The sequence below is a fragment of the Arthrobacter sp. ISL-85 genome (genome assembly GCF_018613675.1).
Classification (GTDB): domain Bacteria; phylum Actinomycetota; class Actinomycetes; order Actinomycetales; family Micrococcaceae; genus Arthrobacter.
The window spans coordinates 25,209-46,859 of the sequence record NZ_JAGGPQ010000003.1 but is presented as its reverse complement, the minus strand read 5'-3'; the positions used below and the strand labels follow the sequence as shown (position 1 = coordinate 46,859).

Sequence of the window (21,651 nt, the reverse complement as noted above, 5' to 3'; positions counted from 1 at the left end):
CTCGGCACGACCAATGAGTCAGCCGTGCGCTACCTGGGCGAATTGGAACTTGGACAGCAGTGGACCTCGGCAGGACGAACTGTCACTGAGTTCGATGTCGTCACCTTCGCCACATGGTCTGGTGACATGCACCCGCTGCACACCAACGAGGAGTACGCCAAGACGACACAATTTGGGACCAGGGTCTTCCATGGTCCGGGCGCACTTTCACTTGCCTTTGGGCTGGAAATGGCATTGGGATGGAAGAACGGCTCGGCCATCGCCTTCCTAGGAATTGACAACTGGAACCTCCGTGCCCCGATCCGTATTGGCGACACCATTAGTGTTCGCGAAGAAGTGATTGGCATCAAGCCCTCTGCCAGCAAACCCGACCGTGGAGTCGTAACTACCCGCGTTCAAATTCTGAACCAGAACGGCGTGGTCTGCCAGGAAGGCGACTGGGTTGTCCTCCTATCCCGTCGCCCCGTCTAGGCAGAATTCGCCTACCAGAACATTCATCAAGGTGAACTCCCCTTGCCTGAAATAGAAAGTTGATCGAAGTGCCTCTTCATCTACCGGACGGCAAACGACTTGCCGTATCTCTCAGCCCCGATTTTGATGCCCAAAGCGTATGGCTAGGCACTTTTCGCTCAACCTCCCAGTCTTTGATGTCCCGAGGTGAATTCGGTGCCCTGGTCGGTGCCCCACGACTTCTAGACGTCTTCCGGCGCTACGGAATCACGACGACGTGGTGTGTGCCCACGCACACGATGCAAACATTCCGCAGCTCAGTGGAAGCAATTGTCGAGTCCGGCCATGAGGTCGGCGCTCACGGCGTCTACCACGAATATGTGCCTGCGCTCGATCGAGCCGAGGAAGAGCGGCTGCTGGAACTGCAAATAACCCAGCACGAGCAGCTCCTGGGTACACGTCCTCGCGGATATCGCTCACCTGCACTGGATGTTACCGACAACACCCTCGATCTCCTTGCGAAGTTCGAGTTTGACTGGGATTCATCTCTCATGGGTAGGGACTTCGAGCCTTACCGGCCGCGGACGGTGGTCGGCGTTAGCGAGGAAGAAGGAAACACCTTCGGCCCAGAGAGCAGCGTCCTTGAGTTCCCTGTGTCTTGGTTCCTCGACGATTTTCCCGAACTTGAATCTTTTAAGGGCAGCGCGCTCATGCAGAGCAACGAGACTGTTCTGGCTCGCTGGATTGACAGTTTCAATTTCGCCTACGAGCGATGTGCCGGGGGCGCAATGACGTGGACATTACACCCGCAAACCATTGGACGGGCACACAACCTCGTGATGCTCGAGAAGTTCCTCGACCACATCACTTCATTCGAAGGTGTCTGGTTTCCCACTCTCTCCGAGCTCTTTGACTGCTGGCGAGACGACCCTGCGCCAGCCACGACTTCCCGGCCCGCAGCCTCCAGGCCTGCTCGGAATGACCCCGCTCCCCTAGATCGGATGCTCCCTTGATTAGAATTCTTCTCATAGGTCCTCCCGGAGCTGGCAAAGGCACGCAGGCAACGTACATTGCAAAGAAGTTCGGGATCGTCAGCATTTCCACTGGAGACATCTTTCGCGAAAACGTCAAGAATCAAACTCGGTTGGGCCGAATTGCTGAATCGTACCTTGATGCAGGACAATTCGTACCGGATTCGGTCACGAACGAGATGGTCCGTGGGCGTTTGGGGCAGAACGACGCACACAACGGATTCCTGTTGGATGGATATCCGCGCACCCTAGGTCAGGTGGACTTTCTCGATGAGGTACTTGCAAGTACAGGCCAGGAACTTGACCTCGTATTGCAGCTCACGGCTGAAACGGAAGAGCTGGTCCAGCGACTGCTCCTGCGGGCCAAACTCGAAAATCGTTCGGACGACACAGCGGAAGTCATAAGAAACAGGATGGCGCTGTACTTCAACGAAACAACCCCTGTTACGTCCCGGTACGGCGAACGCGGCATCCTGACGAAGGTAGAGGGGGTCGGCAGTATCTCGGACGTTTCGGCCAGAGTTTCGACCGCTCTGGATATTGCGCTCGGATCGTCATCACGGCATATCGCAGTTTCGGCCGGCGACAGTTTCGAATGGGCGCTGCAGCTATAGTCCCTTCGGCCCTTCACAAAACACACGGAATCTACTTCCCGTGAAGGAGGTCCTGGGGCTGTCACGGCAAACCAGTAGAAGGTGTGCCATGGCGGATCCCAGGACCAGGCGCAGATCTGCAGACTCTTTGGGGCAAAGCACACCGTCGCCTAAAGTCCGGAGACGCCGCGATTGGTGACATCGGGTGGCCGTCAAATTCATCCCAGCCGGACCGGGTTTTCGCCTGCCGACTCGATTCATCCTCGAGCAGCAGCCGTCCCTTTGCCGTGCAGCTTGGGCGTGCCCCATTTCTACAACGCCGCGTGGCATTCCGAAAGAGCGGCCGGGACGGTATGACACAGTCGAGATTTCACGCTCTTTAATCGCCCGGCCGCCCACCTGTTTTTCCCACGCGAAGCGGCTCATCTGCTGGGTGCACGAACGACGCCGGCCCTTTCAGCGAGTGGCCTCGAATAAGGCAAGACATCACTTGCCTCGACGTCCGACGGTTTGCGACTTCGCCCTGTATCGCCCGACGACTTGGGCCGCGGCTGCTGGATCCGTCCAAGATCAAGGGCTGTCAGTGCCAAGAAGACGGAAGAAACGGCACCAGGTTCCCTTAAATTGATGCCCAGAATTTCTTCAGCCTTAGCTATCCGGTAGCGCAGAGAGTTGTGGTGGATTTCCAGAAAGTCGGCCGCGGCATTGATGTTTTGAGCATGCTCAAAGTAGGTCTGAAGACCCTCAACAAGCAGTTCCCGTCCCTCCAGGGGCTTCAGAAACTCCTGGGCCCATTTGATCATCTTGTCGAAACCGACGTCAGCGAAAAGCCTCGTTGCGTAGTTAAAGTCTTCGTAGGCCATAACTTTAGGACCCCGAGAATTGCGGCGAAGGGTCCGAACCGCCAGCTGCGCATCCTGGTAAGAGTCCAGAATGTCTCCTAAAGCGTGCACACTGCGGCCAATTCCAATGAGGGCGCCTGGGAGTTTCGAGCCTTCAGCTACTATCGCACGCCGGAACGCCTGAACGCTGCACTGCGCCGCTATAGTTAATGTCTTGTCCCTGGCGGTCATGAGGTACGCGATGGACTGCGACTCCAGCGCTTTGCCCACCATTTCCGACAGCTCCTCAGTCGCTGGCAAAGATCGCGATGCAACTGCAGGACGAATTGGCCGAAAAACAATGGTCCGCAACTCGTCCGCAAAAGAAAGACCAAAAGCCGTGATCCGGGCAGCCAGTTCGGGATTGTGAGGCTCTCGGCGCAATGCCAGCGCTTCCTCAAGCACCGCAGTGCGTATGGCCCGTTCCTGCTGTCGGGCTGCCACGGCCATTCGCTGGCTGGCCTCGACCAGGGTTGCTGCCACGTGGGCCGCGGAGGTTGAATGGCTATCCGGAAAGTTCGACCGCCGGGCTGTGATGACGAGCCAGCCAAAGTGCGAGTCGGCCTCGTCAGGAGCCGAAATTCTGGCTGCCACCCCCCGCCATCCGTCCACGTCCACGTTCTGGGAGTCGGCGGACGTGCGGCCGATCTCTTCGAACAGAAGCGACATAGGCGTGGGACCGGTGGCATGGACAGTCTTACCGAATCTGTCGATCAGGACTGCGGTTGCATTACATACGTGCGCCAAGCGGGATAGTAGCGCAGGAATCGGCTCAGCTTCCGTCATTGCCTGACTTAGGGCCCTCTGTAACGAAGCCAATCGACGAGAAACAGACTCCTCAGGCATCTGCATCGATCGGGAAAATGACATCACGACGTTAGCGACGTTCAGGGCTGGATCAACCGCGATGACAACGTGCTGCTCCCCGACGGCATCGATCCCTTCAGAAAGGGATGACTCGGATGCCATGACAAAGATTACTCGTCCAAGCCCGTGGTGGGTGGCCGCAGCCAAGTTATTAAAGCTGTCGGCACCTGGACATATGACAACCACATCCATGTGGGCTGGCAAGTCTTCCGGCTTCAACAAAACAACGGCGCCGCGAACTTGCCTGGACTGCTGGGAAGCGTCCCCCGCGATGAGCTTCGCAGCAGGACCCAGGTCGGCGAGGACAGCTCCAAGTGGTATGGAGGTCGGATCATCTATCATAGGGAACTCTTTCGGGAAGAGACCGGGACGGGCGGCTGGCCTCGCCTACCGCTTTCGCCCAGACTAGACCAGAAATTCGACCGTCCCCCTGTGAGAATTCTAACGCTCTTCGAGGAACGTTGGACAAGAAACAATTACACCTGTGTTGGTGGGCTCCTAACGTCGCAGATGGAGAGTAGAACACCATACGGCTGGCATATGGGGCCTGCTTGCTTTCGCTGGCGTGGAGGTCATGTTGCATGGGCTTGACCTCTGGAAAATCAAGCGTCAAGGACTTCGCAGCCTGCTATCGGATCCGTCGATCTGGAAGACTAACGAAGAGGGCCACAGGACAGCCCGAGGAAGAAGGTATCTTGCCATGAGCGCTGACACACTTGCGACAGGTGACATTGTCGTCATAGGAGCAGGAATTGTGGGGCTATGCACCGCTTGGGAGCTGCGCAAGCGGGGATTCGACGTCGTCGTCGTGGAGCAGCGGTTTCCTACCTACGGTGCTTCCGGACGAAACCCGGGCTCCCTTTGGCTGCAGACGCGGCGCACAGGGAACGAACTGTCACTGGCTAAAGCCGGCAAGGAAAAGTACCAGGACTACATAAGCGAACTTGGCGACGTGTTTGACTATCGCAATCAAGGCGGCCTTTTTTTCTTCGAAAGCGAAGCGCAGGGTCGTGTTCTTGAAGACTATGCTGCCGACCGTCGGGCAGCTGGACTGGATGCAACTCTGATCAGTCGGGAGGAGGCTCAAAAGCATTGCTCCATCCTTCCGGAGGGTGCTCTCGGAGCCGTCTTTTGCGCCGATGATGCCCAAGTAGATGGTGTGCAGTTCGTCAATGCTCTGGCTAGTGCCTGTGTGCGGGCCGGCATCCGCACTTTTGAAAACACCTCAGTTCTTTCGACCCTGCGGAATGGCGAAACCGTAACAGGGGTCCGCACTGTTCGGGGTGAAGTTCATGCATCAGGTGTGGTGTGGGCAACTGGCGCTTGGTCAACCAACCTCCGGGCCGAGGGGATCGATGTTCCGATCAGCACCGCCAGAGTAGGCCAGATGCTGACACAACCCGTAGACACGCACTTGAACGCCATAATGCATGGACCCAGGGGAGTTTACGGATGCGGGGCACTTACTGACCTGCCAACTTATGACGCCGCGGTTTTTCCTCGCCCAAGCAACTCCAGTACCGGAAAGGGCCCGGGCGGGACGTCGGGGCCCTCGTTCGTTGACTATGACGACTCGATCGCCCAAAACCGCGGAGGATCAATATTCATTGGCAACAGTTTTGACGGACGCGGCTCCCTCAATCCCCACATCAGCATTAACGCTACAAACGCGATGGTTTCCACAACCTTGGACAGATACTCAACCCTGGCTGAATACGGCGTCACCGGTCTCTGGGCCGGTCTCGGAAGCGAAACAAGTGACAACCTGCCCATCGTCGATCGCGCTGACGGCGCCTATATCAATGTCGGTCACGCCTGGGGCATCGCAAGCGGGCCCATCTGCGGCCAGGTAATGGCGGAGGTCATCGCCGGGGAAGCCAGCGTCTTTGCTGGTGCCTTGAGAATGAGCCGATCGGCCCTAAGAGTCTGGGGAGAGTAGCCTTCCAGTATTCCCTTCCCCGTCAAAAGTCTTTGCAGCTGGCTCAGCTGTCCTGACCTTTGGCCTGAGAACCAACTCAATGACTACCTTTTCGGAATCCTTCTAGTGTTCAGGCCCTAAACGCTCCATTAGCGTCTATTGCATGGGTCGGCCCGGCACATGGATAGCCATAGAAACGCCATGCACTACCTGCAAGTTCCTTCTACGACCTGCCGACCACCTTCGTCCGCAACCGGGGGAAGGATACGAATGGAAGAATCGCCGATCAGAGACGGCCGACTTCTCAGACAGGAGATTCCTATGACCAAGGCGTCACTAAAGGTAGCCACCGTTCAATTCGAGCTTCGGCCCGAGAAGACCCTCCAGCAATATCTGGATCATGTGGAGGGGCTAGTGAAGCGCGCGGCGGAGCAACAGGCCGAACTCGTGCTTTTCCCTGAGCTCGCAAGCACGGGGCTTCTCGGAGCTGTCACCGATCATGAAGTCACAACCGCCACAATCACATCGGACTATTGGAAGTTCCTGCCGGAGTTCACGGATGACATCGTTGAGGGCATGCGCAGGATGGCCCGGGATTACAACATCGTGGTTGCCGGCGGAAGCCACAACCGGGTCGCCGAAGACGGCTCGCTGCGCAATACCGCGTATATCGCACACCCGGATGGTCGGGTCGAATCCCAGGACAAGATCCACCTCACGCCCCAGGAGCATGCTCTCGGGGCCCGCGGTGGCGATGAACTCCTGGTGACAAAAGTTGGGCCGTTTACTGTTGGAGTCTTGATTTGCGCGGACATCCAGTTCCCTGAGCTCTCACGCTATCTTGTCCACAAAGGCGTCGACATGATCCTTTGCCCTTCCCTCACTTGGAACCGGCGCGGCATCCACCGTGTACGTACCGGATGTCAGGCGCGCGCTATTGAGAACCAACTGTACGTAGTGATGTCTCCGCTGTTCGGTACAAGCAGCATTCCGACCGATTCTCCGATGTTCGCTGTGGGCAGGGCCCTTATAGTCGGGCCCGTGGACAGGACAGTGGGAGTGAACGACGGGATCCTGGCCACTACGGCATCAGCCGACGAAGAATTGCTGGTGGCCGACTTGGACCATGACCTGCTGGTTGCCTCACGGGCGAAACCCGAAGCACCCGGTCTGGCCCTTCGTAGGCTGGATCTGTACGCCAAGCTCCAGGCAGAAATGGGAGCCTGATGCCGCTTTACCAGCATCGTGTGAGGAACCACGAGGTGGACTCTCAGGGGTTTCTCTTTAACAGCCGCTACCTTGAGGTCGCCGACGTAGCAATGACGGAGTTCTTCCGCAGCATTGGTTGGCCCTACCCGAAGCTGGTCGCTGAAGGGACGGATCCCTCCGTTGTCAGCGCAGTTCTTTCTTTCAAATCCCCCGCTTACTTCGACGACATTCTCGACGTTGATGTCAAGTGCCGAAACGTCGGGAACTCGAGCTTCAAAATCGACGTTTCGATTGCTCGGGATGGAACAGAAGTGGCGAACGTCGAGCTCGTCTACGTTAACGTCGACCCAGCCGAGGCCCGTTCTCGACCACTTCCGGAAGCCGTCGCACTGGCACTCGATGGCGCCTTGCAGGGCTGATCCAATTCTCTGCTCTGAGTTTCGGCACTTCTTCTCAATTAAGCACGGCCAGCTACGACTTCGCACAAGTCGATCTGGCCATCGAAGCACGAACTACACAATTAGGAGCCTTACATGGCCATCACTCTGATCCACAAACCCGCTCTTGATCCAAACAACGTGAACGACTTTGGTCCGGCAAAAATCGAGCATCGGACGGCCGGGAGCGGGCTCAAGCAGCTTGGAACATACATTATGACCTTCCAGGAGAACGGCTTCAGCGACCCCTGGACTGTTCAGTACGAGGAAACAATTTACGTTATCGAAGGCCAGGCTCAGCTGGTCATAATCGATGGTGAACTCAAGGAAACCTTGACGGGTGAGGCCGACGAATTGCTTGTTCTTCCCAAAGGAACCACGGTCCAGTACAGCGCAACCCCCGGCACCCGGCTTCTGCTTTCCATCAGCCCTGTCCACTGGCGCGACGCAGGCGCGTAGGCAGAGTTCGGATTATGGAAGCCATGTTCGCGGAAGGTCCCGGCACAACCAGCACAAGGCCCTTTTTCAGGACTGAGACATCAGAGTCAAGCATTCCTTGGGTTCTGGTGGAAGAGGGGCAAGATCTAGTCCTCAGAAATGGGAATCACCGTTTTGCTGGAACAGTGGACGCTTTGACTATTGACCGGAATATCATCTGGGTTACCTCACGGATTGGCGAACGACGCCTCTTCCACGCAGCTGACGGTTACGATGTTTTCCTTCAACAGCCCTTTCCACCATCGGATTACGATCAGGGAGCCACTGATTCAAACCGGGAAATCACAATCTGAAAGTTGAGGGGTATCCGAGCTGTTAAGCGTCCTTTGCTGCTTAAAAATATCCGTACTGTGAATCAGGGTGCCCTAACGCGCGCTCCTGCAGAAAATGTCGTTGGCAACGTGATCGAAGGGTACGAGTTTGGAATCACTTATCCCGCTCGCCTACGAAGCATTTGCGCAGGCCCCGGACGTACAACAATACATCGATCCCACAATGACCCTAATGTTCAGCGAGCCACCGCGGCAGCGGGGGTAACTCTGGGCAGCCCGACCGTGGAATCAGGGTCCCTAAAGGCAGTGACTGACGTAGTACAGGTCAGGGGCGGATGAAGCATGATGAAAAGGCATTAGGTCTCTGGTCACGGACGCTTGCGTGGCTCTTCATCTCTAAGCGTAGTTGAGTCATTTCTTCCGGTATGGGCGGCGGGCAGGTTTCTGATTCTGTAGTTTTCGAGCAGCGGAAACCGCCGGTGATGCGGCGCCGGGGTTTCGATCGCTACGTTAACGGGGCACTTCGTCGTTGGTGAGGAACTGAGTTGGTGTCGTTGAAGATAAGTGAGTCCACTGCCCTGGTGGGAACACCGGTTCCGGTCCGTGTGCTACTTCCAGGACCGGGCCACGACGACCTCGACCGAGTTCCAGCCGTGGAGGACAACCATAGTTAACCTGGACCCGCGCCAGGTTAACTATGGTTTCGTTGACCGGCGGGACCACGAGGGCGTCGGGGACTGGCTCTTCGCCCAGCCCCTGGAATCGCGGCTGGCGGTGCAGGTCGTCGCAATCGACCCTCTGCAGCGTTCCGGAAGGCCTTGCGAATGTGGCTTCCGCGCACCGCGGTCGCTGTCGATCACTTCCGTCTGATCTCCCTGGCCCGACGGCGACCTTGATGCCGAAGGTGGCGCCCCCTGCCAACCTGTGCAGCGCGCAGCACTCGTTGATAGGTCCTCGCGTCCGGTGCACGGGTCGCGAGCATTGTCGACTTCCGCCGTGTCGCGGCGACGGCTGACCTGGAGGGGATCAACGCATAGACCAATTTGGTGCACCAGGTTCTGTCGGAGAATACCAGCCAGCGTACGGAGCGCTGCGGAGGTTCCACGGAAACCGCGTCGGCTTCGCCCGGGAAGTTGCGACTGCCGTCTCAAACTGGATCGGCGCCGAGCGCACTCATCTGCGCATCTCCCCCAGCAACCCATACAACTTGTCATTGAGTCCGACACCGCCCAGCTGTATCGGGCGCTCCCTCACACGATCAGTCCGCTGGGTTGGCTAACCTCCACGTCCGGCATTTGTTTGCGCGGCTGCGCTCGGATGGCCGTGAACGCGCCCCGGTACCGTTTTGGTAGCCCCGATCCTGATGCAGGATGAGGGTGTTGGCCGGTCGGATCCCGGCATGGTTTCAGTCCGAATCGTTCATGATCCGGCGGTGTTGTCGCCGGAGCCGGGCTTGGCGACAGTTGACCGCTGATAGCGGCACGACTACGGGTCCTTCGTAACGTGGAGGCCGACACCTGCCGCCCTTTCCAGCCAGCACAGGTCTGTGAGGTGGCGAACATGGGAGGGGTATGGCGGTGATTCTGGAAGAGCAGGACATAGACGTATTCATAGGCTTGGACGTTGAAAAATCCAGCCACCATGCCGTGGCCCTGGACAGGGCAGGTAAGCTGCCGAGCTCGGAGCGCTGTGTGGTGACGACGATGACCCCGCCGCACAGATCCTTGATCACCCAGTTGTGGCTGACCTGTTCAGTCGGTATCCGACACCGCGCGCTCAAGACCGCCGGCCGCGGACACATCAGGGCAAGGCTGAAGAAGCACGCGAGCCGCGCGGCCGAACGCCTGACGGATGCGGTCTTTGCCGCATTGGAGAACAGAGCGTTGTGGTCGTAGGAACCACGCGGCCGGCGTCGTGCTGCCGAAACTGGCCGCGCAGCTGCTGTCCCTTCGCCATCAGCGGGATGACATCGCCGCACAGGTCGAAGCACTCGTCGAGGTCCACCCTCTTCACAAGGTCCTGATCTCGATGCCCGGCATCGGCGTCAGGCTATCCGCCCGCATCCTCACTGAAGTCACTGGCAAGCACTTCGCCAGGGCAGCCACCTGGCCTCCTACGCTGGCGTCGCCGCCATTGACCCGCCGCTCGGGCACATCGATCCGGGCGAGCACACAAGCCGGCCCGGGAACCAGAAACTCAAACGCGCCCTGTTCCCCTCAGCCCTGGCGGCCCTGCATTACCCGCCCTTGCGGGCCTACCACGACCGCAAACGCGCTGAAAGCAAACGCCACAAACAAGCCCTCATCGCCCTCGCACACCGACGTTCAGACGTCCTCGTCGCAATGCTCCGAGACGGAAGCCTCTACCAGGATCCCGAAGCGCGCAACCTGCCCTCAGCCGCTTGACGAAAACCATAGACCCCCGACCGCGGCCTTCTGTAGGGGGTCGGATTGCTGGCTACATTGGCTACCCGACACATAGCGGCTGAATGGTCTAAAAAATGTCAGCTCCAGACCCCGAGCCGGTGGCGTCCCTGGCGTCCCTGGCGTCGAGCATTGGGCAGATATCGAGGAGCGGGTAAATAGGGACCTGGCCGGCCAGAGACGGGCCACGACTGTCTCTGGCCGCCAGCGCGACGCCCATCGCGATTCCCCCGCGCGCTGGCGCTTTCGATGATCAGTTGGGCCTGCCACTCCGGGTCTTCACCCGTCCAGAGTAACCCGACTTGATAATTATCTATCGGATAGGGATGCGGGAAACTCGGGAGCCAACCTATTCGAAGCCGATCTGAGCGACTTTCTCAGGCTTGGGGGCCGCTGACGTCAACGCCACAGGTTTGCGGCCTAAATGGGGATGGCGTCAACCAGTTCACGCGTGTAGTCGACCGCGGGCGACTCGCCAGGATTTCACGTACTCGTTCTTCAAGGTCGGCCTTGGATAGCTCAGGCGCAAAGAGTTGCAGTGGTCTGGTGACGAGATTCATTACGTTGTGCCGCGGGTTCAGAGACACGTCGAGTTTTGGAAGACTAATTGCACGTCGCGCCGCGCAGAGCGTGACCTCTTTCCCACGTCTGGGGCCAGCGTGGCGCCATCAAACTGAATTTCTCCGCTGCTGCAAGGTTGCAGTCCCGCAATGGCACGCAGCAGAGTTGAACACTCCACGGGTAGATCATCCGCCGCCTGCAGCGGTTACCTCGCCCGCGAGGAACGTTTACCCTCGACCGGGCGCCAGAACATCGTCCCGAACAGCAGAGATCACCGAACTGCTGCCAGCACGTGGGAGAGCATCCTCGGGCCCCTGTACCGGTCACGCTGGTTTAGGGGACTACCGCTGCGCCACACGCTTCATTGGCAGGGTCCGTGCTGCACAGACTATGCCGGGATGGAATCATTCCTCTCGCTACAGCCGAGGATTTTCTGGACCGTCAGCGAAAGTCACCAGATAGGAACTTCGACTCACCATCGCAATCAGGGCTGAAAGGACCTGCAAACACCGGCAACGACGGCTGGGAAACCCACCGCGCCGAATCCGAAACAAAAGCAATCGACTGGATTGGCGCAAAGTGGCCCAAGAACCAGAGTTAACGACAGCAGGGGCATTCGGACTGTTCATTTGAACTGAACTCGGACTACCGGCGGATCGGTCGGGTTCAATCCTGATCCACGGATGGGCCATGCATGGATGGAGCTTGAAACGTATCCTGTCGTTACTGACGACTCGTTTCGGCTATGGCCAAACTCGGCGGGTAGGTGTGAAGTGACGGGTCAGCCCTATCCGGTAAGGCGACGGCGACTGGCGAATGCATGAATGAGCAGCGATATGGTTACAGCCATACAGATGAGCGCGCCGATCGCGAAAGTCGCCCGGACACCGTCCCCTGTTGCGTGGAGATCAGGTGCCATGTTCGCCGCGAGCACAGCGCCGGAAACGGCGGTGCCGAAGGAAGCGCCAACAGATCTCAAGACCTGGTTGAAGCTCACGGAACTTCCCAATTCAGCCCTTGCCACACTTCGTGCAATCAAAGCAGGCATTGCAGCGTAACTGGCCCCCATACCGACACCAAACGTGACCATCCCCAAGAGAATCTCCCAGAGTTCATCGTGTGCAAACCAAAGCAACATTCCAGCCCCGGCCACAATGCCGGCACCGCTCGGCAGAAGCGTTGTTAGCTCTATTCGGCGTGAGAGTCGGCGGACCAAACGGTTGGCCGCGAAACTTCCCACGGAGAGCGGCAGCATCACGAATCCAGCCCAGAAGACCGGGAGAGCCATGCCATACCCTGTGGACATGGGAGCTTGCGCGACGAGACTGGAAATTGAGAGACCGATGTATAGTGCGGCGCCTAATCCGGCTGCAGCGGCATTAGCCAGCAAGACCTCACCGTGTTGGAATACTCGTAGGTTGATCAGGGGGTCCCGCAGCCGGAGCCCCGTCCTAACCCAAAAGAACAGACAGAGAGCCGCCAAAACAAAGCTGCCAATAGTCCAGGGAGAAGCCCACCCCCATTTTGGAGCCTCGCTGACACTGAGTAGCAGTCCACCCAGACCCAAGCTAAGGAACGCAGCCCCGCCGTAGTCGAACGGTAAACGTGTGGCTTGCTGATCAGGTCCCGCCGGCACTGCCACGAAGACCACAACTATCGCGGAGACTATAAAAAGCACGGCAAACCAGAACGCGACACGAAATTCCGTCACGCCCGCGATGACGCCCGTCAGTGGGTACCCAATGCCCAACCCGGTTGCCACTGTCACGGACAAGCTAGAAATAGAAGCCTGCACTTTGTCAGCAGGAACGTACCGGCGTGCAAGGGAAATCGTGACCGGTACTATTCCATAGGTCAATCCTTGAAGCGCCCGGCCAATGAGGAATACCGTAAAGTTCGGTGCCAAAGCCGCCACCACGGAGCCGACAAGGATAACGGCCAGGGAGACCAAGAGAAGCCGTTTCTTGTGGGGACCATCACTTAGGCGCCCCATAATCGGAGTCGAAATCGCTCCAAACAACAGGTTGACAGTGAGCATCCACTGCGCAGTGCCGACTGAAACGTTCATCTCACGTGAGATGGCAGGCACTAGCAACATGCCGAGCGAACTTACGATAGACGTCGACAGCGCTGCATAAATCAGCACTGGAACCAAGCGGGAGGTAGCAGCCGAGTCAGTCATCAAGCGAAACCCCTGCCGGTGTCCTCGGGGCGCCTACTGCTGACTCAATTGTCGCCCGCTCTTGGAGCGTCGATATCTCTACCCTGACGACAGACACCTTTTCGTGTCCTCCGGACCACTCCTTATACAGCCGCTGGCGTACGGGCCCGGCGTGCCCGAAACGGCACCGCCGATAGGGCGCACTGTATCCACATCCCGAGAGGGGCTCGCCACCCTTAAGTTCACGGATGGCAAACGAGACTCCGCTTGAGCTGAGCTGCAAAATTTCTGTCAAGTTGGAAGAAGTTGTCCGCCGAATATGAGCATAACGATCCCACGTTCCAATCCTGCCTTCAGGCTTGGTCCGCTCTGAACGCGGAGCATGAAGTATTGGACTCAGGTTCTTAATAGAGGAATACAATATAAAGTCGCTCATTCCGAAAATTATACAAAAGTAAATTGATAAAGATGCTTGATTTTTCGCTGATGGTGTCACCAGAGGAAGTGTGCGAGAGTCTCAACCCGAAAGAGCACCAGATAAACGTTAGTCTGTGATCTCGAAGGGGCTCCTTTGGGCATCACGTGGACCCTCAAGTCCGGCCGGTATGGCTTCATGGTGACCCCACCAATACACCCTGGAGAAGAGACCAATACACCAAAATCGTTCGGATGGCTGGCTGTTCGTTTTCCAGTCGCTTGACGGATATGAGTGGTTGAAGCCTGCAAAAAATCGCCCTGGCTGCAGATCCCTCTTTGTCTCATATCACCTGCAGACTCTGGCTGACCATCAGCGGAGTGACTCCCGTGAGCGAGGAGGAGCCAGTTCGGTCCTGCACGAGGTGATCCTCTGCGTCCTGGGCGGACCTGCAGCGGCGTGCAAGTCCGCCTGCTAATGCAGCGTAGACACCACCGACCCCGGGGTCGGTGAATTGCTGCGGCTTTGCCACGGACACTACCGTTGCGCTGCTCCCCACACTGACAGGCTCCCGCGCCCGAGGGCCGACCAAACGCTCGTCCTAGAGGCTAAGACCCTCCGCTGCTGTATGACGGTAGAAGTCGACGTGCTCAGCGGGGAGCGGCTCCTTGTTAAGGATGACGTCGGCCGCTTTCTCGGCGATCATCATGACCGGCGCGTAAAGGTTGGCATTCGGAATCGACGGCATCACCGACGCATCGACAACTCGAAGGCCCTCAACTCCGTGCACCCGGAAGCTGTGAGGATCAACGACGGACTGGTCATCGTTCCCCATCTTGCAGGTCCCGCATGGGTGGTAGGTTGTCTCGGCATCCTGGGAGACCCAATCGAGGATCTCCTCGTCCGTCTGGACTTTGGGTCCGGGCGAGAGCTCGCCGCCGTTGAATGCTGAGAAGGCGGGCTGATTCATGAGGGCTCGTGTAGTGCGAACACCATCAATCCATTCTTGGCGATCACGTTCGGTGGACAGGTAATTGAAGGTCGCTACGGGCTGTTCGAACGGATCCCTGTTCCGCAACTTGATGTGCCCCTTCGACTGTGGCTGTTGCGGACCGAGGTTGATTTGATACGCGTGAGGGGTCTCTGCAGGGGTGCCGTCATTCCGCACCCCGAGCGTGAGCATAGTGAGCATCAGGTTCGGCATGGGGGCGTCATCGAACGAGCGTATGAACCCGCCGCCCTCGAAGTGATTCGACGCACCTGGCCCGGTCCTATTGAACAACCACTTAAGCCCGGTCATCGGATAGGTGTACTTTTTTACGATGCTCTGGTTGGAGACGGGCTGTTTGCACTCGAACATAATGAACGCTTCAAGGTGATCCTGCAGGTTCTCGCCGACGCCAGGCAGATCGGCGACGACGTCAATGCGGTGCTCCCTCAGCTCCGCGGCGTTACCGACGCCCGAAAGCTGCAGCAGCTGAGGCGAGTTGTACGCGCCGCCGCTCAGAATGACTTCAGTGCCTCTCGCGATAGTCCTCTTCCGAAACCGGGTGGCAAATTCGACGCCGACTGCGCGTGTTCCCTCGAAGACCACCCGGGTTGCCCGAGCGCCTGTGATGACATCGAGGTTCTTCCGCTTCTTCACTGGAGCAAAATAGGTGCGCGCAGCGTTGTAGCGTTCACCGTTGTCGATGTTTGAATCGAACGAGGAGAAGCCCTCCTGGCGGTAGCCGTTCACGTTGTTGACGAGCTCGTACCCCGATTGCTTGGCCGCTTCAAAGAGGGCACCGAACAATGGGTTTCGCGATCCGTTGTGATGATGCTGATTGACTGGAATAGGGCCCAACCGACCTCGGTACGCACCGGATGGATCCGAGCCTTTGAATGTCTCGATCCGCTTAAAATACGGAAGAACGTGAGCGTAGTCCCATTCTTCGGTTCCGGTCTCTTGGGCCCAACGCTCGTAGACGAGTGGATTGGCGCGCTGATAAAACATCCCGTTGATCGAGCTGCTTCCACCCATGACCCTGCCGTGATAGTGGTCAATTCGACGACTGTTAAGCCCTGTCTCCGGCTCCGACTTGGTGCGCCAGTCATAGAAGGGGTGGCCCATGAGGAAGAGGAATGCTGCGGGCACCCGCACGGGGACATCAAGCGAGGAGTATCTGTGTCCAGCCTCAAGGACCAATACTCGGTTTTGTGGATCTTCGCTCAAACGGTTCGCGAGGACGCAACCTGCGGAACCTCCCCCAACAATGATGTAGTCATAAGCGTCAAGCTTCATTGTTTTGTCCTCACTTGGTAGACGGCGTGTTCGAACGGCGTCTCTCGACGGAAATCCATGCCTTGCCAACATTTTTCCCCAAATGCCAGTGGGAGGGGCTAGGGAAGATTACGAAGTACCGGACGGCATCTTGTGAGCGATGACATATCGGGCGATCTCCATGTTCCCAGACGGAGCGACCCAGGAAGCCGAGCCAGGTGCCGATACTTAGCCGCCAGTTGTGCCAGGGCTCACTTTTTTGTCTTCGTTTCAGAAAATCTACGAGGCGGCGTCCATCGCGGAAGGCGATGATTGAGCTTGACAGTGACCAGCCTGGACGACCACCACGACCACTGAGGAGCAACTCGACAATGACTCTGGAAAGCATGGACTTTATGGCCTTTGCAGAAACGTACCTCGCTGATGAGAAAGGTGAAGACGCTTCGAAGGTATTCAACCCGGCGACCGGCGAAGTGATCGCCAGATTCCCGATAGCGTCTGATTCCGACGTTGATGCTGCCGTGCAGCGAGCCTCGGAGGCGTTCAAGACGTGGGGTAGCACCTCCCCAGCTGAGCGCGCGGCCGCGCTGCTTAAGATCGCTGACGCGGTCGAGCAGGAGACCGACGAGTTCGCGCGTATCGAGAGCCTGAACGTGGGGCTTCCGATCGGAGATGTGCGGGACTTCGTAGTGCCGACGGTCGTGGATGTTATTCGATTCTTTGCGGGTGCGGCCCGCATCTCAACGGCGCCCGCCGTCGACGAGTACGACAACGAGAGTACGTCATGGGTTCGGCGGGAGCCGCTCGGTGTGGTCGGACTCATCACGCCTTGGAACTACCCGCTGCTGATGGCAGCCTGGAAGATCGCACCGGCCCTCGCAGCGGGCAACACTATGCTGCTGAAGCCGGCAACTGTGACGCCCCTCAGTACCCTTAAGCTGGTAGAGATCGCCAACCGCTTCCTTCCTGAAGGCGTAATCAACCTCATCCTGGGTAGTGGATCGGCAGGCACCGCGATGGCCAAGCACCCCGGAATTCGAAAGATCGCATTCACCGGCGCCACCTCCACCGGCAAGTTTGTGGCAGCAACGGCTGCAGAGACCGTCAAGAAGGTGGGCCTCGAGCTCGGCGGCAAGGCACCGGTGCTGGTGTTCGCGGATAGCCCAATTCGCCAGACGGCCAGGGACCTCGTGTCTTTCGGATATTCGGGAGCTGGCCAGGATTGCACGGCTGCTTGCCGCATCATCGTTGAAGAGTCGGTCTACGAAGAATTCGTTGAGGCGTACTGCAAGGAAGTCAGCGAGCTTGTCCTCGGCGACCCCTCCGATCCTGCCACGACGCTGGGGCCGGTGATTTCGGAAAAGCAACTGAAGTCCGTCCTCGGGTTCATCGAACGCGCACGGGACGCCGGCAACACGATCAGGACGGGCGGACGACGGGCAGATCGTCCAGGTTGGTTCATCGAACCGACTGTGATCACCGATGTCAAGCAGACGGATGAGATCGTTCAGAGCGAAGTGTTCGGCCCGGTAGTGAGCATCCAGTCTGCAAAGAGCGACGACGAAATGCTGCAACTCGCCAACGACGTCAATTACGGCCTGTCCGCCAGCGTGTGGACGACCAATCTTGCCCGCACCCTGCGCTTCAGCAAAGAACTGCGCTTCGGCACGGTCTGGGTCAACCAACACACCCCCAATGTGTCAGAGATGCCATTCGGTGGATACGGCGAGTCGGGCTACGGCCGCGAACTATCGCTGCACGGTCTGGACGAGTACTCCCAGCTGAAGCACGTCATGGTCAAGCCCGGACTCGACCTTTAGAAGCTGGAACACTAAGAGATGACAGAGAGATCAGTGAGCACGATTACACACATTCCCACAAAGATGGCTGCGGTCCAGCTGGTCGGCCACGGCGGCCTCGACCAGCTGGTGTACCGGACCGATCTGCCGACCCCCGTTGCGGGGCCGGGAGAGGTGCTGGTTAAGGTTGGTGCGTGCGCGCTCAACAATACCGAGATCAACACGCGCACGGGCTGGTACGACCGGGTCGTAGAGGAGTCCGTCTCGGAGGAGCTTGGCCGGTCGGGGCGCGACGACGATGCCGGTGCCACTTGGAATAGCACGAAAATGTCGTTTCCCCGGGTTCAGGGGGCCTCGGTGGCTGGAACGATCGTGGCAGTCGGGGAAGGAGTGGACGAGAGCCGGATCGGTACCCGAATCGTCGTCGATCCCTCCGTTCGGGATCCGAAGCTTCCTCGCCGTGCACAGATTGTTGAGTACTTGGGTGGTGACCGTGACGGAGGTTTCGCAGAGTACGTGCATGTGCCGTCTGTGAACGCACATCGGGTGAGCACCGACCTCAGTGACGCTGAGCTCGCCACTTTCCCCTGCTCTTACGACACTGCCGAGGAGATGCTGGCCCGGACCGAGCTGAGCGACGGCGAGACAGTCGTCGTCACCGGCGCAGCCGGTGGGGTGGGCACTGCGACGATCCAGCTGGCGCAGGCACGTGGCGCCCGTGTTATCGCAATTGCGAGTGCTGGGAAAGAGACCAGACTGCGGGAACTCGGCGTCGACGGATTTGTCCCTCGAGAGGTACCGGACCTGGCCGCTGCCGTTGCAGCTCTCATCGGTGAACGTGGTGCCGACGTCGTTATCGATGTTGTCGGGGGCAGTATGTTCGAGAGTTTGCTCCTCATGCTTCGGCGTGGGGGTCGATACGCGACAGCAGGAGCCATCGGTGGACCGGTGAGCCGTATCGACCTTCGCGAGCTCATCTACAAGGACCTGGAGCTGCACGGGATCACTAACCCGACGCCCGAGACGTTCGCGCGCCTTGTCGGTCTCATCGAGCAGGGAAAGATCAAGCCTCTCGTCGAAGAAGTCTATCCGCTCTCTGAGCTCAGTAAGGCCCAGGAGACAATGCTGAAGAGAACCCATATCGGCAAGATTGTCGTGACGCCTGACGGTTCGAAAAGTTCCGATTGAAGTACCCGTAACTGAAACACGTGAAGGCGCTGGCCGGGAGCTAATGCTCCGGGCCAGCGTTTTCGCTTTTTTGGCCATGAGCCCGGCAGCCAGTGCATCGGAACTTCCAACCAGCGCTCGTTTGGAGTTTCCCCGAGCACACGAACGTGCTGTCGGCTCTGCTCCAATGTTCACCATTCCGTTTCTGCATCTACTCTGTTCTCAAAGTGGACTGGTGCGTCTAACGACGTGAACGGGATCCAGATCGACGATACGACGCAAGGGGACCCAAAGCATGGGCACGCATTTGACACACTGGGGAGCCTTCGAAGCTGAAAGCGATGGCAAGTCTCTACGGTCCGTCAAACCATGGTCTAGTGACCCAGACCCCCGAGACATTCTCGATAATGTGGCCTCGGCGCAACATCATCCAACCCGCGTCCTGCGCCCCGCCGTTCGTTCGGGATGGCTGGAGCACGGGCCGGGGAGTGGATCAGGACGTGGTTCTGAGCCCTTCGTGGAGGTGTCCTGGGAACGGGCCATAGAGCTTGTAAGTGCGGAACTCAGTCGTGTCTACGCGGAATACGGCCCCACAGCTGTGTACGGCTGCTCATACGGATGGGCCAGCGCCGGCCGCTTCCATCACACCCAAAGCCAAATCCACAGATTCCTGAACTCCCTCGGCGGATATGTTGCAGGTGTGACCGACTACAGTTACGGGGCCTCCGGCGTACTGCTTCCGCACGTGATCGCTCCCCCGGTTGAAATCATGGCGAAGGCAACATCCTGGGACGTGGTCAGCCAGAATACGCAACTGTTCGTTGCGTTTGGCGGATTGTCAGAAAAAAACAGTGGAATAGGCCCTGGTGGAATTGGCCGACACGTCGCTCGCAACGCAATAAAGGAGGCGGTTGCGCGCGGCTGCCGCTTCATCGATGTATCACCGATCGCGGACGATACTTATCGGGAAGCTCAGGCCGAATGGATCGCCCCCGTTCCCGGCAGTGATGCCGCTTTGATGCTGGCATTGGCCTTCGTCCTTGATGCTGAAAACCTCGCTGACTCGCAATTTCTGGACCGCTATTGCGTTGGGGCGGATAGATTCTTGTCCTACCTACGCGGTGAAGTTGACGGAGCGCCCAAGAACCCCCAGTGGGCAGAAAAGTTGACATCGATACCTGCCGAGCGAATCGTCCGGCTTGCGCGCGAGATGGCAGCATCCCGGACGATGATCAACATCAGTTGGTCAATGCAGCGGCAGCAGCATGGCGAGCAACCTGTTTGGCTCGGTGTGACGCTGGCAGCCATGCTCGGCCAGATCGGGCTGCCTGGTGGTGGTTTCCAGCATGGATATGGCTCCTCGGCAGACGTTGGATTGCCTTTGCGAGTCTCGAGCGCGCCCTCCTTTCCCCAAGGGCGAAACCAAGAACCGTCCTACATCCCGGTAGCTCGGATCTCGGACATGCTGCTCGAACCGGGTAGCCAGATCGACTTCAATGGCAACCGTTTGACTCTGCCAAAAATCGAGCTGATCTATTGGGCCGGGGGCAACCCCTTCCACCATCACCAAGACCTTGCCAAATTCCGTAAAGCATGGTCAAAACCCGCAACCGTCATCGTTAATGAGCAGTTCTGGACGAGTACCGCGCGGCACGCCGATATAGTTCTGCCTGCAACCATGACGTTTGAGCGAAACGACTATGGGGCCGGCCGTAACGACCCTACGTTCTTTCCCATGCACGCTCTAACGGCACCCGCTGGAGAAGCACGCGACGATTTCGATATCTTCGCCGCAGTGGCGGAAAAGATGGGACGAGGTGATGTTTTCACTGAAAACCGGGACACTATGGGCTGGCTTCGCCACCTATACGACGGGTGGCAGAAGAGGCTCGCTGACAAGGGAACAGTCGTCGTGGATTTCGACACATTTTGGGCGAGCGAGAAAATCGAGATCCCCGTTATAAAGCCGGATCAGGTACTTTTTTCCGAATTCCGGCGCGATCCAATTAAGAATCCACTGGCCACCCCTAGCGGCAAGATTGAGATTTTTTCCTCGACGATCGAAAGTTTCGGCTACCCAGATTGTCCCGGCCATCCCGTTTGGATTGAGCCCGACGAATGGCTTGGATCAGCCTGCGATTACCCGCTGCACCTGATAGCGAATCAACCTAAGACCAAGCTGCACAGCCAGCTGGACATCGGGGCCACCAGTCAAAAGTCCAAAATACAGGGACGCGAGCCCCTTCGAATGAATCCTGAAGATGCCGCCGCCCGGGGACTTTCGGACGGACAGGTTGTCCTGGTTCGAAACGACCGTGGAAGGTGCCTGGGCGGCCTGATGGTTTCCGCTGCCATACGTCCGGGAGTTGTCCAGCTTTCAGCAGGGGCCTGGTACGACCCCGCTCCCGATGATCCATCGTTCTGCCGCCACGGCAATCCCAATGTGCTGACATCCGACCGGCCGTCCTCAAGTCTTTCGCAGGCCACTACTGCCCAGCACGCGCTCGTAGAAGTTGAAGCATGGTCAGGCGATATTCCTGAGCTGGATGTGCTCACAGCCCCCGTTCTGGTGCCGGACCAGAAGGATGCAGGCCACCCCGCGTCTCCAGGGAACCGACAGCCGTCCAACGTGTTTGCTTCCGGCTCGAACACACATAGGGCAGCGGGCCAGTAGGGCGTTTGCGTACCCGGTTCCGAATACACTGC

General features: G+C 58.3%; 14 protein-coding genes and 1 pseudogene. 11 read left to right on the top strand and 4 right to left on the bottom strand.

Annotated features, from left to right (window positions below):
• Positions 1-24: 24 nt before the first annotated feature.
• The 3 genes from J7I84_RS01635 to J7I84_RS01625 all read left to right on the top strand — a co-directional run bounded on the left by J7I84_RS01635 (position 25) and on the right by J7I84_RS01625 (position 2,095).
• A complete protein-coding gene (locus J7I84_RS01635; protein ID WP_214939749.1) occupies positions 25-471 on the top strand; it encodes a MaoC/PaaZ C-terminal domain-containing protein in 447 nt (148 codons plus the stop codon).
• A gap of 176 nt (positions 472-647) precedes the next feature.
• Positions 648-1,463, top strand: a complete 816-nt coding sequence (locus tag J7I84_RS01630) for a polysaccharide deacetylase (protein WP_251045934.1) — start codon at positions 648-650, stop codon at positions 1,461-1,463.
• Positions 1,460-2,095, top strand: a complete 636-nt coding sequence (locus tag J7I84_RS01625) for an adenylate kinase (protein WP_251045918.1) — start codon at positions 1,460-1,462, stop codon at positions 2,093-2,095. Before J7I84_RS01630 ends, J7I84_RS01625 begins: the two co-directional genes overlap by 4 nt.
• Before the next feature lie 401 nt (positions 2,096-2,496).
• On the opposite strand, the gene J7I84_RS01620 is transcribed toward J7I84_RS01625, so the two are convergent.
• The gene (locus J7I84_RS01620) at positions 2,497-4,164 is read right to left on the bottom strand and encodes a CdaR family transcriptional regulator (RefSeq protein ID WP_214939743.1); all 1,668 of its coding nucleotides are present in this window, start codon (positions 4,162-4,164) and stop codon (positions 2,497-2,499) included.
• Between the two features lie 358 nt (positions 4,165-4,522).
• Between J7I84_RS01620 and J7I84_RS01615 the strand changes: the two genes are divergently transcribed.
• From J7I84_RS01615 to J7I84_RS01595, 5 genes and pseudogenes are all read left to right on the top strand, one after another.
• Positions 4,523-5,761, top strand: coding sequence for an FAD-binding oxidoreductase (locus J7I84_RS01615; RefSeq protein WP_214939740.1), 1,239 nt, complete (start codon positions 4,523-4,525; stop codon positions 5,759-5,761).
• A 249-nt stretch (positions 5,762-6,010) separates the two neighbouring features.
• Positions 6,011-6,967, top strand: coding sequence for a nitrilase-related carbon-nitrogen hydrolase (locus J7I84_RS01610; protein WP_214939737.1), 957 nt, complete (start codon positions 6,011-6,013; stop codon positions 6,965-6,967).
• Positions 6,967-7,368, top strand: coding sequence for a thioesterase family protein (locus J7I84_RS01605; RefSeq protein WP_214939734.1), 402 nt, complete (start codon positions 6,967-6,969; stop codon positions 7,366-7,368). Before J7I84_RS01610 ends, J7I84_RS01605 begins: the two co-directional genes overlap by 1 nt.
• Before the next feature lie 114 nt (positions 7,369-7,482).
• Positions 7,483-7,845 (top strand): hypothetical protein, encoded by a 363-nt coding sequence (locus J7I84_RS01600; RefSeq protein ID WP_214939731.1) that lies wholly within the window; start codon positions 7,483-7,485, stop codon positions 7,843-7,845.
• A 1,983-nt stretch (positions 7,846-9,828) separates the two neighbouring features.
• Positions 9,829-10,561 (top strand): annotated as a pseudogene (locus J7I84_RS01595) (transposase); the annotation flags it as partial.
• A gap of 595 nt (positions 10,562-11,156) precedes the next feature.
• Here the strand turns inward: J7I84_RS01595 and J7I84_RS21970 are convergent.
• The 3 genes from J7I84_RS21970 to J7I84_RS01585 all read right to left on the bottom strand — a co-directional run bounded on the left by J7I84_RS21970 (position 11,157) and on the right by J7I84_RS01585 (position 16,000).
• Positions 11,157-11,318, bottom strand: coding sequence for an ATP-binding cassette domain-containing protein (locus J7I84_RS21970; protein ID WP_396020020.1), 162 nt, complete (start codon positions 11,316-11,318; stop codon positions 11,157-11,159).
• 609 nt (positions 11,319-11,927) lie between these two features.
• Complete coding sequence (locus J7I84_RS01590; protein ID WP_214939728.1) at positions 11,928-13,322, bottom strand: MFS transporter; 1,395 nt, start codon at positions 13,320-13,322, stop codon at positions 11,928-11,930.
• Between the two features lie 995 nt (positions 13,323-14,317).
• Positions 14,318-16,000 (bottom strand): choline dehydrogenase, encoded by a 1,683-nt coding sequence (locus tag J7I84_RS01585; protein ID WP_214939726.1) that lies wholly within the window; start codon positions 15,998-16,000, stop codon positions 14,318-14,320.
• Between the two features lie 350 nt (positions 16,001-16,350).
• Between J7I84_RS01585 and J7I84_RS01580 the strand changes: the two genes are divergently transcribed.
• The 3 genes from J7I84_RS01580 (at position 16,351) to J7I84_RS01570 (ending at position 21,619) form a co-directional block, all read left to right on the top strand.
• Positions 16,351-17,799, top strand: coding sequence for an aldehyde dehydrogenase family protein (locus J7I84_RS01580; RefSeq protein WP_214939723.1), 1,449 nt, complete (start codon positions 16,351-16,353; stop codon positions 17,797-17,799).
• A 33-nt stretch (positions 17,800-17,832) separates the two neighbouring features.
• Positions 17,833-18,966: an alcohol dehydrogenase family protein gene (locus J7I84_RS01575; protein WP_214939720.1), complete on the top strand. Its 1,134-nt coding sequence runs from the start codon at positions 17,833-17,835 to the stop codon at positions 18,964-18,966.
• Positions 18,967-19,240: 274 nt separating this feature from the next.
• Positions 19,241-21,619 carry a molybdopterin-dependent oxidoreductase gene (locus J7I84_RS01570; RefSeq protein WP_251045916.1) on the top strand — a complete coding sequence of 793 codons (2,379 nt, stop codon included), beginning with the start codon at positions 19,241-19,243 and terminating at the stop codon, positions 21,617-21,619.
• Positions 21,620-21,651: the final 32 nt, after the last annotated feature.

What these genes read in the sequence shown, in the direction of transcription:
- J7I84_RS01630 (WP_251045934.1), top strand. Translation starts at nt 648, where the DNA reads ATGTCCCGAGGTGAATTCGGTGCCCTGGTCGGTGCCCCACGACTTCTA.
- J7I84_RS01620 (WP_214939743.1), bottom strand. Translation starts at nt 4,164, where the DNA reads ATGATAGATGATCCGACCTCCATACCACTTGGAGCTGTCCTCGCCGAC.
- J7I84_RS01615 (WP_214939740.1), top strand. Translation starts at nt 4,523, where the DNA reads ATGAGCGCTGACACACTTGCGACAGGTGACATTGTCGTCATAGGAGCA.
- J7I84_RS01610 (WP_214939737.1), top strand. Translation starts at nt 6,011, where the DNA reads ATGGAAGAATCGCCGATCAGAGACGGCCGACTTCTCAGACAGGAGATT.
- J7I84_RS01605 (WP_214939734.1), top strand. Translation starts at nt 6,967, where the DNA reads ATGCCGCTTTACCAGCATCGTGTGAGGAACCACGAGGTGGACTCTCAG.
- J7I84_RS01600 (WP_214939731.1), top strand. Translation starts at nt 7,483, where the DNA reads ATGGCCATCACTCTGATCCACAAACCCGCTCTTGATCCAAACAACGTG.
- J7I84_RS01590 (WP_214939728.1), bottom strand. Translation starts at nt 13,322, where the DNA reads ATGACTGACTCGGCTGCTACCTCCCGCTTGGTTCCAGTGCTGATTTAT.
- J7I84_RS01585 (WP_214939726.1), bottom strand. Translation starts at nt 16,000, where the DNA reads ATGAAGCTTGACGCTTATGACTACATCATTGTTGGGGGAGGTTCCGCA.
- J7I84_RS01580 (WP_214939723.1), top strand. Translation starts at nt 16,351, where the DNA reads ATGACTCTGGAAAGCATGGACTTTATGGCCTTTGCAGAAACGTACCTC.
- J7I84_RS01570 (WP_251045916.1), top strand. Translation starts at nt 19,241, where the DNA reads ATGGGCACGCATTTGACACACTGGGGAGCCTTCGAAGCTGAAAGCGAT.